Here is a 14,787-nt window from a genome sequence, read left to right as displayed (position 1 = left end):
ACTTTGTAGTTTTATTTCTTGGCATGGGTATTTATTTGGGTCATTTGGATGCCGACCTTACAATAGTATATGTCCGCTATATGAAATGGTTTGTTATTTATATTCAGTTAAGTATAATTTAGAAAAGAAAAACACCTATTTTTTAATAGGTGTTTTTCTTGCAAATTGGCTTATAAATTAAGGGAAAAATTTTTCTATTCATTCATTTTTAAAAATCATCTCTATGATCATGCTCATGTTCGTCATGTTCTTTACAATGTCTGCGACGTTTACAACAGAAACGATCACAATCAGGTGAATTTATAGAGATTACGTTAATTTTGTTAATCGCAATACGTGCTAATCCCGGGAAACAATCAAAGTCAGATAAAATGATTACGTTGTTTCCTTGAAAACCTTGGAATGTTGCACTTGTAGGTCTTTGAGAATCATATTGAATAACAATACAAGTACCAGGAGTTAATGTTCTTAAGAATTGTAATAATTCTGGATTATTATTCTCCTGTCTATGGTTTTCTTCTCTTCTGTGATGATCTCTGTGATGATCTCTCCGATCATCACATCTATTGAAATCACAACATCCACCAAAGCCAAAACCCATAAAATTACCCCCTTTCGTTCGTCAGTACATCTTATGCTCGTCTAGAAAGGATAGTGTGGGTATATGAGTCTAGTTAAGTGTGGATTTTTTATTTAATTATGAAATTTGTTTAATAAGGATCTTTTTATGTATTATCCCTTACAAATTATATCCTAATAATGCATTACTAAAAAATTTGCCAACTTGTCTATTTCAATTCTTATGCTCAAACATATTCTATTTTGATAACTAATAATAAGTTAATTTAATAGAATTACATTGTTAGGTGTCAAAATTAGAAGTAAAGGAAGGTGATAGAGAATGGATAATAATGAAATTCTAACTCTGTTGCAAGCATTTCAATTGGTCGGGGCGAGAGTTGTATTATTTTTGCCATCATTTCACGTAGAAGGAATTATTACACAAATTGGAGAAAATTTTGTTACTCTTCGTCGTGGTAATGGGGAAGCTATTGAAGTAGAAAGTAATGCGAACGGTGGAACTCTTGAAAATCCAAACCAAATTAGTGTTATGATTGCTAGCATTTTAGCGGTAAGTGATGATCGAGGAGCATAATAAATTAAAAATGTACTGGGTATTATAAATACCCAGTACATTTTTGTATAAAGTGTTTACTATATAATACATACTTATTATAGGAGGGGTATAGGTGTGTCAGTTTTGTTTTAATTCTGATAATGGTAAACGTAAATTTAGATTGATTGATATAAATCCGATTCCTCTTATCGCTCCATTTAAATCAAGAAGAAATTTTGATCCTTTATTAGAATCAGAAAAATCTTCTGATGTTTTATTACAATCAAAAATGTCCTCTAACACCTCTTTAGAATTAAAGGGATCTTCTTCTTATCATTCAGTAGTGAATAGTTCTAGTAATAATTTTGCAGAATTAACAAATGAGATTAGAGAACTTTTATATGCTTATCAGTTGCTTCATTTACGTACTGTATTGTTTTTGAAAGGAATTCATATTAAAGGTTTTATAATGAATGTGAGTCAAAATTTAGTTACTGTTATTGGACCAAATGTAGAAGTAGCAAGTAATTCAACTGGTAATATTATAGGCTTTCCGAACAAAATTAATGTTAGACTTGAGTCTATTCAAGCAATTGGTGATGTAAAATAGTTTTCTCGTTAAAATGTAAAAAACAATAGGGTAAAGAGTGATTTTTAATGTTGATTTATATTATATGGCAAAATTAAATCGAAAATGTATCAAGAATATTATCTTTTTCTTCTTTGTTAATTCCAATATATTTTAGATTGACACTCCTTGCCTCTTTAGGGATCGGAGTGTCAAATTCATACATATGAAGTAATATCAAGCACATAATAGCAGCGACATCGGGAAATGTTAATCTGTACGTTAGAGTTACCCCTTATATTTTGAGAAGGCCCCGAATAAGGTTTCTTTTTGCTACACCTTTTGAGAAAGACAAGCATATACTGGAGTGTGGGGGAAACCACTTTATATATAAGAGCATCTAACAATTGTGGATGCTCTTTTTATTTGCACACAAAGAATTGTTAAAACTACTATATTGGAGGTTCTATCCTACAAACTCCTTTTTTGAAGGTCATGTATTCCCCAATAGAGCTGTGTCATGTAAAAGGGAAAAGCATTGCTATTTATTTCATCCTCATAATCTCTCAAGGGCACTTAAGTTTTTTTGAATATACCTTTCATAATCAGGAATAGCTACTCTACCAAAAATAAAGTCAGCTTGTACATATTTTGTTTGGAAGTGTATCATAATTTGGAATTGAACAGTCTGTGTAAGTTCTATGCCTCTATTAAATAATCCTCGTAACAGAACTTTGCTGAGCTAAATGCCACTTAACCTCCTAACGGTTCTAATCGATTAAGCTATCCCTGTATAGTTAAGAGAGGGATAGCTTCGTTTCTTTAGTCCTGTGTTAACATCCCTATCGTTATGTGTACTGCAAGAAGGGCAATCACACTCACAAGGATTAAGATTTTCAACGTCTTTATTTTGGTAAATGCAATTCAAACATAGCTGACTAGAAATAAACGTTTTTGATATAACAACAATTTTCTTCCCGTACCATCTTCTTTTTTAATTGAGTAAGCTCGTCAGAGAAAAAATGATACGTTAATCCTTTCCCCGCTTCTTTATAAGTATGATTCCACATAGCAAAAAACCGATTAAATTTAAAACAACCGTAACCAATGGTTCTCGTAATTAAAGCTTCTTATTCTTGATTCTAGTAAAAATGAAAAAACGTAGGCTTACGCCTACCGACATTCATCTCCCACCTAAAATTGGTATTCCACACCTTCACATTTTTGAGGAGGGAGTCTTCTGTCGAAAAGAGATAACAGTAATCTTTGCCCCAGAACTATTTGTATTGCGTATTAAAATTCCTCTATTAATATATTTAAAGCTTTTGACTTTATCCTTTCATATTCCATAGCTTCAGCAAGTTCGTTAGCAAGTAATGGTGATTTTCTGACGTATTTTTCACGAATCACATCATACAATTCGTATGGAAATAACATATCAATAAACATAATTTTCTTTTGCTCTGCTGTTAAAGGGGAAACTGACTCATATGCGTTAATCATAATTTGAAATTGGTCTGCATTCCAAACACCAGTTGTATCTAGTAGGGGAATAATCATTTTACGCAAGTCTCGAATAGGGAGATCGTAAGAAACTGTATCTAAATCAATTACCCAAATTTGATTGCTTGGATCTAATAAGGAATTTCCTGTTCCATAMTCTTGATGACATAAATTGGGGAATGTTTGTAATTCATCAGTCCATTTTGTATATTCAGATTCCAATAGTCTTTGGTGTGTATGTTTTGCTTCTAAAATGAAAGCATCAATTTCAGCCAAATACAATTGTGAAAATGGGTCATCCGGCATAGTTGCGGATAAATTTTTCCAAATCTCCATCTGCTGGAATCTTTTAATGTAATGATTGGGCCAACGTCCCAGTTTTGTGAAGATAGGTATGCCTGGTGGCGGTTTGTAGCCAATAGAAGCTACATGAAAATCTGCTAACCCTTTCATAATCATTTCAAGGTCTTCTTGCATTGTAAGCTCAAACGGTCTTCCCTCAATCCACTCATAAACAACAAATAAAAATGGACCGTGTTTTGTATATAACTGATTCACTTTGCTTGGAATTATGCTCGGAACACGCATGCCTTTTTTGGCAAGATAATCTTGAGCGTGAATGGAAAATAAAGCCTTTTTTTCAGGGCGATGAATTCTCTTTAAGCAAAATGGTCCATCTGTAGTATGAATTTTCCATACTAAGGCTAGTTGTCCACCTTGTATTAATTCGATTGTAGTCGCTTGAATGTCCCAATGTTGAATCATTGTCTCTGCCAATGCTACTAATTTTTGCTCCTCTTCGGGCGATAATGTATACACCGCTTCTTCATTATGATTCTCCACATATACCACCATCCTTTTATACTCTCTTATTACTGTATGGTACATGGCCATTTTTGCTCTAGCCATTTGCCTTTAAGAAGAAAAAGTACTATTTACCAAATTTAATTATAAAAGATGAAAAAATGCTTGATAACTCACAAACATAAGGGTTTCTTCGTAACATATGAAGAAAGTTGTATTTTATGAAACAGGGAGGCGATTTAATGAAAATTGCGATAATATCCACTGAAAAGCTACCCGTACCAGCTGTACGAGGTGGAGCTATTCAAATTTATATAGATTCTGTTGCTTCCATTATTGCTTCAAATGGAAAAAATGTGACAGTTATTTCTATAACAGATCCTAATTTAAAATCAGAAGAAAAAAATCAAGGTGTAAGGTATATACGTTTTCCAGAAGAGGAGTATCTGCCTTATATTATTAAACATTTGAAACAGGAAAAATATGATGTGGTTCATCTATGTAATCGTCCCAATTGGATTACAATTTTACGTGAGGCGGCACCACAGACCAAATTCGTGTTAAGTGTGCATAATGAAATGTTTGCATACGAAAAAATAAGTGATAAAGAGGGCGAAGCATGTATTGCGGCTGTTTCCAAAATTGTAACAGTTAGTGATTATATAGGAAAAACAATTACCTCGCGCTTTCAAACTGCAAAAGCAAAGACAAGAACAGTATATTCTGGTGTAGATGTAAATGAATATTATCCTTCGTGGACCGTGAATGGTACAAAAGTTAAAAGTCATGTGCTAAAACAGTTGAATTTACAAAATAAAAAAATAGTTTTGTTTGTTGGACGCTTGAGCAAAGTAAAAGGTCCTCATATTTTGCTACAAGCTCTTCCTAAAATAATTGAGAAAAATCCAGACATTGTAATGGTTTTTATTGGTTCAAAATGGTTTGGAGATAACAATGTAAATAATTATGTAAAACATTTATATACCTTAGGTGCAATGTTTCCAGAACATGTAGTCTTTATTAAATTTGTTAAGCCAAAGGATATTTCAACACTTTATGCTATGTCAGATATTTTTGTTTGCTCTTCACAGTGGCAAGAGCCTCTTGCTAGGGTGCATTACGAAGCAATGGCAGCGGGGTTACCAATTATTACAAGTAATCGAGGCGGTAATCCTGAAGTTATTGAAGAAGGAAAAAATGGATATATTGTCAATGACTTTGAGAATCCTGATGCATATGCAGAAAAGATAATTAATCTTTTAAATAACGAAAATAAAAGAAAACAGATAGGGAAATATGGACGTGCGAAGGTCGAAAAAGAATTTAATTGGAACCGAGTTGCCACGGATTTAATGAAAGTGTATGGGGAAGTTTTATAAAATTTAAGAGGAGGATGATGAAAGTTGGAAGAAACAACTGGATTAGAGAGTGAACATTTAAAAAAGGTCCTTAGCTTTTATCCATTTGAGGTAAGTAATATCATTTTACAGTCAAGCAGAAGTGGGAGAACAATTTGGGAAGTTGAAACAGAAGAAGGATTAAAAATATTAAAACAAGCACATATGCACCCCAAAAGGATGCTTTTTATTGCTGGAGCACATTTACATCTCCTTCAAAATGGATTGCCAATTACAAAAATTCATAACACAAAAAGAGGGGGCTTTTGTATTGGATCTGGTGAGTATGCGTATGTACTATATGATAAGCATCAAGGGAAAGAAGTTATTTATTATAATAAAGAACAATTAGAGAAGGTACTAATATATGCAGGTAAATTTCATCAAGCATCCGAAGGATATATTCCGATACAAGAAAGTAAAATTCGGGGTCGATTAGGAAAATGGCATAAATTATACAGATGGAAATTACAAGAATTAGAAGGAAACAAAAGGATTGCACTCTCCTTTCCAGATGATGTATTTTCAACTATGTTTTTAGAGTACGTCGATAAAATGTTAGCACGTGGTCAGAGAGCATTACAAGAAATAAATGATCCATATTTTGACCAATGGACAAAAGAAGTTATTGCATCTAACAGTTTTTGTCAGCAAGATTTTACTTTAGCAAGATTTGCAGAAATAGATGATGCTATGTTTATGAAAGAGCTACATTCTATTACAAGTGATTTACCCGTGAGGGACCTACGTATCTTTTTAAATAAAGTGATGAAAAAAATGTCAGTTTGGGATACTAATTTAGCAATTCATATGTTGAGTGCATATGATTCAGAAAATTCCTTATCAGAAAAACAATTTCGTGTTCTTTGGACTGATTTATCGTTTCCTCACTTATTCTGTGCAATTGCACATAAATACTATTTAGGACAAAAGCGTTCTTGGTCTGATGAAAAGTATATTTGGGCATTACAAAATATCATTGCACTTGAAGACTCTAAAGAAGAATTCTTACAAAATTTCTCTGATATTTACCACGAAATCAAGAGCAATAGCGGAGGGAAATAAGATGAATTCAGAACAAGAAGAGATAGTAATCCCTATTTTAGATTTAGAGAAATTTGTGTTTTCTCCACCAGGGCCAATGGGATGGGAATTGTCAGAGTATGAGCAGCAAAAAAATATTGTACTAAATGAATCTTCTGTGCTAGAGAATTTAGCGATTATTAAGGAAATAGAATTAGAGGAGTTACCCAAAATCGGATTGCTAGATTTAGAAGAGCAATCCCTACAAAAAACTACAATAATTGATGAAGTAAAAGATAAAGAGATTCAAAATGCAATAGAACTAGAAGAGCAATCCCCACAAGAAACTACAATAATTGATGAAGTAAAAGATGAAGAGATTCAGAAGACGAGGACGAAGAAAAAGAAAAAGAAGAAGAAGAAGAAGAAGATGAAAAATGCAATAGAACTAAAAGAACAAAACCCGGAACAAAATGAGGTCGTTCCAACTCAAATAGAAAAGCCGAAAGTAAAAGTCAAAATTATTACTCCCGATCGTCCATTAAAAAGCCCGTGGATAGCAAAATTAGTAAAGAACGCTAAGGAAAATGAATAATGAAATTTCCGCAAATATATTAATCTTTTCATATTCTTTCGACATAGTATATATAAATCTATATTGAAGGAGTTAGGTAAATGGCTGATGTGAAAAGAGCAAAAATAAAACTAGATGTTGAGAATGGCTTTAGTGTTAATTCAGATGATGATTTACAGGAAGTTCTAAAAGCTCTAGCTGAAATAATTCAATCTGGTACACATAATGGTGTAGAGGTTGAAATTGAATATGATGATGAAACAGAAGTTATCTTTACAGACGAGGAAGAAGACGACGAAGACGAAGACGATGAAGACGAGGACGAAGACGACGCAGACGACGAGGAAGATGAAGACGAAGACGAAGACGATGAAGATGAAGATGAAGATGAAGACGATGATGACGAAGACGATGAAGATGAAGACGATGAAGATGAAGATGAAGATGAAGACGAAGACGATGAAGACGAAGACGATGAAGACGAAGACGATGAAGACGAAGACGATGAAGATGAAGACGATGAAGATGAAGATGAAGATGAAGATGAAGATGAAGATGAAGATGAAGATGAAGATGAAGACGAAGACGATGAAGACGAAGACGATGAAGACGAAGACGATGAAGACGATGAAGAAGACGATGAAGAAGACGAAGATGAAGATGAAGATGAAGATGAAGATGAAGATGAAGACGAAGACGATGAAGATGAAGATGAAGATGACGATGACGATGACGATGAAGACGATGAAGATGAAGATGATAACGATGAAGATGATGACGATGACGATKAAGATGATGACGATGACGATGAAGACGATGAAGACGATGAAGACGATGGTGAAGAAGAAGACGCGTAAAATAATTAGCACTAAAAAACGCTTGGTTCTCCAAGCGTTTTTTGTTCTTCAACATATACATAATAGGCAGCCTTTATCATTTTCCGACAGAAGACTCCTTCCTTAATTTGCGTGAAGGTGCGATAGCACCAGCAAATAGGTAGGAGATGCATGTCGGTTGGCGTAAGACAAAATGTTTGTTACCATATACTTGTACAGATTGCTCTTTGAAAACTGAAGATATGAGGTTGGTTGCAGAAAAATCGTTGCAACCGTAAAATTTTCAACGTTCAATCACCCCACGCTTGCCGAATTTGCGAAAACCAAGCTAAAGTAGGAAGCGTGGTGAGTCAACGTGCAAGATACTTATGTTCTCACCGTAGGAACTGCGGACAGAGCCTGCTAAGATAACTGGTGAATACATCGGTGTTCGCAGGAATCTCCTACTTCAAACAGACCGCAGGGTCGTTAAATGGGGGTAGTTCAAATCAAATACACGTATTTATATTTTCGATAGAAGGCTCCTTCCTCAAAAATATAAAGATGTGAAGCACCAAATTTAGGTAGGAGTTGAATATCGGCAGGCATTAGCCTATCTTTTTTGTATAATACAGGAACCATACACAAAGACGAGGTGCAATCCATATTAATCAATAAGGTTTACAAATTTCGCATTTATCCGAATCAAAAAAGCAAAGTCTGAATTGCGAGAACCATTGTTTATAACCGTTTTGCATTTAATCGTTTCCTCGCTATGCGGAATCATACTTATAAAGAAATGGGGAAAAGATTAACGTATCATTCTTGCTCTGCCGAGTTTACTCAATAAAAAACAAAATGGAACGGGAAGCAAATTGTAGTTGTATCAGTAATATTTATTTCTAGTCAGTTATGTTCGAATTGGTTTGATCAAAATAAAAACGTTAAAAATCCAAATCTTTATGAGTAGGATTTGCCTTCTTTTAGCACACATATTACGATCAAGATGTTAATATAGGACAGAATCTTAGCAACAAAACGCTCCACCTCTTATCCTTAGGAACTACAGGAATAGCTTAATTAATTAGAAACCGTTAAGTTTCTGTACTTAGGAATCCCTCAATTCAAATAGCCCATCAGAACATTAAGTGCTGGGCAGTTCAAACAATTAGAATTTTGAGAGGGCGTATTAGATTTCTAGCAGGTTGATTAGTAGATTCTGCTACTTGTTTATATACCTGATCTAGTTTTTTTGCTGTATGCTTAAATGTAAAGTTTTCTTCTACAATTTTTCTTCCGTTTTCAGCAATCCATTGTGTAAATTCTCGTTGAGATAACAAAGCATGGACAAGTCTGGCAAACTCCATTGGATTATTATATTGTTCTACTAGGCAGCCGTTATATTCATCTGTTATAACTTCAGCATTTCCCCCACGGTTTGTTGTAATAATTGGGATTCCAGCAGCCATTGCTTCATAATGAACACGTGCCAATGGTTCGTTCCATTGTGAGCTACATATAAATATATCCCCCATTAGAAATATATTATGAATTTGATCTGCAGGAATAAATTTAGTGAAAATTACGTGTTCTTTAATTGGTTTAGCTATTTTATATAATCCTCTAATATATTTATTTACTCGGTTATCACTAAACCATTTACCACCAACAATTACAAGCACCGTATCTTTATGTGTTTGAATAATTTTCTTCATAGCGTGAATGAGTAAGTCTGGACCTTTATTTTTGCATAATCGGCCAACAAATAGAATCACTTTTTTATCTTGGATAGCATATTTTGTACGAAATTCATTTCTTATCTTTTGTCCTGTTGGTGTCCAGATGGAAGGAGAGTGTTTTAAATTAACACCAGAATAGACAATGGAAATCTTATTTTCAGCTTGTGGAAATCTCTCAATCACAGTTTGTTTAATATAGTTACTAACAGTCACAATGGCGGTAACCATTTCAATAATAAGATTGCCTTCACAAATAGATAGTTTATGTTCAGCAAACATATCGTTATGAAGACCTAATACAAATTTACTGTGTGGAGAAGCTTGTTTATATAGAGGTATATTTTTAGGACGATTAAAGACATGTATAATATCAAAGGTATTGGTTTGGAGTGTTCTTATAACATGCTGCTCATATTCTTTTTGAGGAAAATACACGTAATTGACATTATCTTGTGTTTTTTGATTTGGAAGACTTGGATCTGAAATAGAGAAAATAGTAAGTTCATACTCTTGACTTATATAGGGGGACACCCCATCAATCATCATTTGAATTGCTCCACCTTTAATCGCTGGAGATGGTAATTTTTCTGTACATATATATGCAATTTTCATAAACTAATCCCCTTTGTATAGTTGTTTTATATAATGATATTCTGCTTCCAGTCCGTCGGATAGAGAAACTATTGGAGAATATTGCAGTAATGTACTAGCCTTAGATATATCTGCCCATGTTTGCTTCGGTTCCCCAGGAACTGATTTTAGAAAGTTTTTGGTGGCTGATTTACCTAATATTTTTTCTAACATAGAAATGATGTCTAAAATGGATGCTTGTTCTTTTCCACCGATATTGATAACTTCACCTATTATATTTTTTTTTGTCTCTAAAGCGGCCATCGTTCCTCGTATACAGTCATCAATATAGGTAAAATCACGTGTTTGTGTTCCATCACCAAATATTGTGAGAGGTTTATCTTCTAGCAGTTGTTTAATTAATCTATGAAATGCCATATCAGGACGCTGCCTTGGCCCATAAACTGTGAAATATCTTAAAATAACAATTGGTATGTGAAAATTTTTGTGATAAACATGACATAAGTGCTCACCACTTAATTTGGTAACACCGTATGGAGATAGAGGGGTAGGTAATAAATCTTCAGAAACTGCGCCAGATTTTTCACCATAAACAGAAGATGTTGATATATGAATAAATTTATCTAATTTTATGTGTTTACAGGCTTCAAGTAACTGCTGTGTAACCATTATATTGTTTGTAACATAAGGCTGAAAATCTTTTCCCCAGCTCGTTCTCACACCAGGTATAGCAGCTAGATGGTAAACAACATCTATATCTTGTAATAGTTTTGATAAATCTGTATTTAGAATGTCTTCTCGTATGAATTGAAAACGTGAATTCAATTCGAGAGATTGTATATTACCTGTCTTTAAAGTGGCTGGAGTAGGACCGATGAAATGATCAATTCCAACTACATGATATGCACTATTTTTAAGTAACGCTTGACACAAATGTGAGCCAATGAAGCCAGCGGCTCCTGTTACAAGTATTTTCATGACCGACCCACTCCAATATATTGTAATCCGTATTTTTCTATTTCATCTTTTTCAATGCAATTGCGTCCATCCACGATTGTGCATCCCTTCATAACTTGTTTGACTTGTTTCCAATTAAGTGTTTTAAATTCATTCCATTCCGTGGCGATAATAATGCAATCAGAATTTGTAATTGAAGATTCTAGGTTATCATGCTGTGTAACTTGTCTTTTTAAATGTGGAGGAAGAAAAGCTTTGGGGTCATAAGCATGTAGATCATAGCCATGAGGGATTAACTTTTCAAGAAGTATTACGGCAAGGGAGCTACGAATATCATCAGTATTTGGCTTAAAAGCAATTCCTAAAACCGTTATTTTTTTTGAAGAGGGTTCTTTTATAGCTTTTTTAATTTTTTCAACATAGAGATCTATCTGTGTGGAGTTAATGGATTGTACAGCTTGTAAAATAGGAACTGCTACGTGCTTATCATTTGCTGTATAGATGAGTGAATGTAAATCTTTTGGGAAGCATGATCCTCCATACCCCATTCCCGCCTGAAGAAAATGAGGGTTAATTCGAAAGTCATAGCCAATTCCTTTTGCCACTTCAACAATATCAATGTTATATGCATCACAAATTCGAGAAATTTCATTTATAAAAGATATTTTGGTAGCCAAAAATACATTAGATGTATATTTAATCATCTCTGCTTCATTTAAACCTGTACAAAGGAAAGGAGCGCTAATCCCTTTATATATATCCTGCATAATTTTTAACGACTTTGTGTCACCTTTTTGGATACCTATAATAGTTCTATCTGGAATGAGCATATCGTGAACAGCAGAGCCTTCGCGAAGAAATTCAGGATTGGAAACAATATTGAATAAGGCCGATGAAACCCCACATTTAATGAGTGTTTCATATAATTGTTGATTTGTACCTGGTGGAACTGTGCTTTTCGTAATAATAGTTTTATACGATGTTATAGCTGGAACTAGTAGATCAATGACGGAGTAGATATATTTTAAATCCGTCTTTCCACTTGATGTAGAAGGGGTTCCTACAGCGATAAAAATAATGGGTGATTGTCGAATAGCATTATCGATATCACAACTGAATTGTAATCGGTTTCTATTTTTGTGAATAAGCTCCTTTAAATCCGGTTCATAAATGGGGCATTCCCCCTTTTGGAGAGAATGAATTTTTGCTTGATCTTTATCTACACATATAACATCATGACCTAAATCTGCTAATACTGCTGCTGATGTGATTCCCACATAACCAGAGCCTATAATACATATATCCATATGATAATCACCTCTCTGAACTTAGTACTATTGTACTAGTTGTTACAGTATATTGATGGACAAGATGGATTGGTGACAAATGAAAGGGCCTATTCATATAAGCAATGAAAGCAATCAGAAGGTAAAAGCCTCTTTTGGAATCGTCATGCGCGGGTAAGGGGGTTACTGAATATTAATATTGTAAACACTCGAGGGAGCGAGAGATTAGTGATTAAAAAAGCAATCATTCCAGCCGCTGGTTACGGCACAAGGAGCCTTCCAATTACAAAGGTAATTCCAAAAGAAATGTTTCCAATAGGTAATAAACCTGCGATTCATTATATTGTGGAAGAAGCTGTAAAGTCAGGTATTGAGCAAATATTAATTGTACTTTCTAGCAGAAAGGATTTAATAGTTGATTACTTTGATTATTCATTAGAATTGGAGGCTTTTTTAGAAAAAGAAAAAAAAGCCCATCTGTTAAAAGGGCTTGCTATTCCTAATGTTCAAATCCATTATATAAGGCAGCCTTATGCGAGAGGACTTGGTGAGGCGATAAAATTAGGTGAAACATTTATTGGTAATGAACCTTTTGCTGTACTCTTGCCAGATGATATTGTAGTTTCGGATAAAGAAACTGCTTTAAATCAGTTAATTAGTATTTATAAAGAGACGAAAAATAGTGTAATAGGCATTCATACGGTACCAGATGAGTGCATAGAGAAGTATGGTATTATTGAAGGGAATATTGTAAAGGGGAATTACATGAATATTACAAATATTATAGAAAAGCCAAAAGTAAATCCTCCATCTAATCTTGCAGTTATTGGTAGATATGTTTTCACACCTGATATCTTTCCTTTATTAAAAAATATTCAACCTGGTGTTGGGGGGGAATACCAATTAACAGATGCGATTCATTCTTTAATTATGACTAAAAAAGTATATGGAAAAATGATTGATGGGAAACGATTTGATATTGGGCAAGAAGATGAATATATGCAGCTTCTTAATCTCATATATGGACAAAACAAAACAGGTAAGAATTAATTTGTAGAAAAGGATTCAGCCAATATACACTTGAGGTCAACAAACGATTCCTGAAGATTTGATGAAACATATGTAAAAGTTAAGGGTAATTAAATATATTTATATCGTACCTTTGAGTCAGAAGAGAATACAATCGGCTTTTATTTAAACAAGACAAGAAATCATATGGCTGCAGAGTATTTTTTCAAAAAAGCTTTGCGGTCTTTTCATATTTCTAAGCCTTGTATTATCACAGTAGACCCGAATTCAACCTAACCAATTGCAAAAAAAAAGATACCCATAGGCATCTCAATCAGACAAGCAAAATAACTAAATAACATTACGGAGCAGGATCATTGTTTCATTAAGAAACGGGATCTTGCCGGCACTACCATCAACCTAATATACATTCACACCCATAATCAGCAGAAAATATCATTTATTATATATATCTTTTTACAACAAAAGTGGATTTCGAGCGCTCAGTCATTCGAGAGCCCCATTCGTTAATCCGTTAGAATTAGAGCTCGCGACTTTCTTCATATGAGTCTCAATTCAGGTTATTCTCGCTATTATTCTTTAGCTGTTGAGTTCTTTCCCGAAGAAATTCATGATACTGAGTCTTTATCTTCATAAAACAGCATCTTCACACAACGAACACCGTCAACGATACACCCCATCCCGATTAAGCTACCTCTCTTCTCTACAAAATGAAGCTTTTATGTATTTTTTCACTTTCTATTGAAACAAACATATATTATATTCGAAGACATTCCTTTCTTACGAAACTCATAAGGCCCTTTTTTAGGGCTTTTTTTATTGTATGACTTCTTAACCAGGTATATACCTTAATTTATACTTAAGTATCCCCAAAGAGTTTTGCAATTAATTGACGTTTACATGTCCATTTAAACTAAATATAACAAATTTGGTTTTATGACGTGGGAATTTTATTTGAAAAATGATAATAAGTATATGCATTCAACACTGTATGTTTTGTTTGTTTTATATATTAATTGTTTTATATGTTTTACATGTTTATATGTTTTAAGAGCATGAAATGTCTTGATATATAAGGGATTATGACTCTTAATTATAACAAATTTGGTTCTAAAGATAACAAACTTGGTTTTAACTATAACAAAAATGGTTTTAAAGATAACAAGTTTGGTTGCTTTACTCTAACAAAGATGGTTTTAAAGGTAACAAACTTGGTTTTAATCATAATAAATTTGGTTTTAAAGGTAACAAATTTGGTTGCTTAACTCTAGCAAAAATAGTTCTAAAGGTAACAAGTTTGGTTGCTTAACTCTAGCAAAAATAGTTCTAAAGGTAACAAGTTTGGTTGCTTAACTCTAGCAAAAATAGTTCTAAAGGTAACAAG

Annotated in this window: 13 protein-coding genes and 2 pseudogenes; 9 read left to right on the top strand and 6 right to left on the bottom strand. The window is 33.6% G+C overall.

Annotation, left to right across the window (positions count from 1 at the left end):
- Positions 1-208: 208 nt before the first annotated feature.
- Positions 209-601, bottom strand: a complete 393-nt coding sequence (locus tag AC1DTM_RS10685; RefSeq protein WP_002144366.1) for a hypothetical protein — start codon at positions 599-601, stop codon at positions 209-211.
- A 300-nt stretch (positions 602-901) separates the two neighbouring features.
- On the opposite strand from AC1DTM_RS10685, the gene AC1DTM_RS10680 reads away from it, so the two are divergent.
- The gene (locus AC1DTM_RS10680; RefSeq protein WP_002151793.1) at positions 902-1,156 is read left to right on the top strand and encodes a hypothetical protein; all 255 of its coding nucleotides are present in this window, start codon (positions 902-904) and stop codon (positions 1,154-1,156) included.
- A gap of 94 nt (positions 1,157-1,250) precedes the next feature.
- Positions 1,251-1,727 (top strand): hypothetical protein, encoded by a 477-nt coding sequence (locus tag AC1DTM_RS10675; protein ID WP_016103976.1) that lies wholly within the window; start codon positions 1,251-1,253, stop codon positions 1,725-1,727.
- Between the two features lie 736 nt (positions 1,728-2,463).
- Here AC1DTM_RS10675 and AC1DTM_RS10670 read toward each other — a convergent pair.
- Positions 2,464-2,679 (bottom strand): annotated as a pseudogene (locus AC1DTM_RS10670) (zinc ribbon domain-containing protein); the annotation flags it as partial.
- A 299-nt stretch (positions 2,680-2,978) separates the two neighbouring features.
- Positions 2,979-4,082 carry a CotS family spore coat protein gene (locus AC1DTM_RS10665; RefSeq protein WP_477000218.1) on the bottom strand — a complete coding sequence of 368 codons (1,104 nt, stop codon included), beginning with the start codon at positions 4,080-4,082 and terminating at the stop codon, positions 2,979-2,981.
- 152 nt (positions 4,083-4,234) lie between these two features.
- Here AC1DTM_RS10665 and AC1DTM_RS10660 point away from each other — a divergent pair, with 152 nt between their 5' ends.
- From AC1DTM_RS10660 to AC1DTM_RS10640, 5 genes are all read left to right on the top strand, one after another.
- Entirely contained in the window at positions 4,235-5,371 is a 1,137-nt protein-coding gene (locus tag AC1DTM_RS10660) for a glycosyltransferase family 4 protein (protein WP_016093982.1), read from the top strand.
- A 24-nt stretch (positions 5,372-5,395) separates the two neighbouring features.
- Positions 5,396-6,454 carry a spore coat putative kinase CotS gene (cotS, locus tag AC1DTM_RS10655; protein WP_016103978.1) on the top strand — a complete coding sequence of 353 codons (1,059 nt, stop codon included), beginning with the start codon at positions 5,396-5,398 and terminating at the stop codon, positions 6,452-6,454.
- 1 nt (position 6,455) lies between these two features.
- A complete protein-coding gene (locus AC1DTM_RS10650) occupies positions 6,456-7,007 on the top strand; it encodes a hypothetical protein (RefSeq protein WP_016103979.1) in 552 nt (183 codons plus the stop codon).
- An 80-nt stretch (positions 7,008-7,087) separates the two neighbouring features.
- The gene (locus AC1DTM_RS10645; RefSeq protein ID WP_477000217.1) at positions 7,088-7,843 is read left to right on the top strand and encodes an AAA family ATPase; all 756 of its coding nucleotides are present in this window, start codon (positions 7,088-7,090) and stop codon (positions 7,841-7,843) included.
- A 682-nt stretch (positions 7,844-8,525) separates the two neighbouring features.
- Positions 8,526-8,651 (top strand): helix-turn-helix domain-containing protein, encoded by a 126-nt coding sequence (locus AC1DTM_RS10640; protein WP_306292149.1) that lies wholly within the window; start codon positions 8,526-8,528, stop codon positions 8,649-8,651.
- A gap of 310 nt (positions 8,652-8,961) precedes the next feature.
- Here AC1DTM_RS10640 and AC1DTM_RS10635 read toward each other — a convergent pair whose 3' ends face one another.
- From AC1DTM_RS10635 to AC1DTM_RS10625, 3 genes are read right to left on the bottom strand one after another with little or no spacing between them, the layout of a single operon-like run.
- Entirely contained in the window at positions 8,962-10,152 is a 1,191-nt protein-coding gene (locus AC1DTM_RS10635; RefSeq protein WP_016103982.1) for a glycosyltransferase family 4 protein, read from the bottom strand.
- 3 nt (positions 10,153-10,155) lie between these two features.
- Positions 10,156-11,109: an NAD-dependent epimerase/dehydratase family protein gene (locus AC1DTM_RS10630; RefSeq protein WP_016103983.1), complete on the bottom strand. Its 954-nt coding sequence runs from the start codon at positions 11,107-11,109 to the stop codon at positions 10,156-10,158.
- Entirely contained in the window at positions 11,106-12,395 is a 1,290-nt protein-coding gene (locus tag AC1DTM_RS10625) for a UDP-glucose dehydrogenase family protein (protein ID WP_016103984.1), read from the bottom strand. The genes AC1DTM_RS10630 and AC1DTM_RS10625 overlap by 4 nt, the downstream gene beginning before the upstream one ends.
- 207 nt (positions 12,396-12,602) lie before the next feature.
- On the opposite strand from AC1DTM_RS10625, the gene AC1DTM_RS10620 reads away from it, so the two are divergent.
- Complete coding sequence (locus tag AC1DTM_RS10620) at positions 12,603-13,424, top strand: UTP--glucose-1-phosphate uridylyltransferase (RefSeq protein WP_002144438.1); 822 nt, start codon at positions 12,603-12,605, stop codon at positions 13,422-13,424.
- Positions 13,425-13,451: 27 nt separating this feature from the next.
- Positions 13,452-13,730 (top strand): annotated as a pseudogene (locus AC1DTM_RS10615) (DDE-type integrase/transposase/recombinase); the annotation flags it as partial.
- Positions 13,731-14,787 lie beyond the last annotated feature (1,057 nt).

Source organism: Bacillus sp. P4_D3 (assembly GCF_056401855.1).
This window is presented reverse-complemented; position numbering and strand designations above follow the sequence as displayed.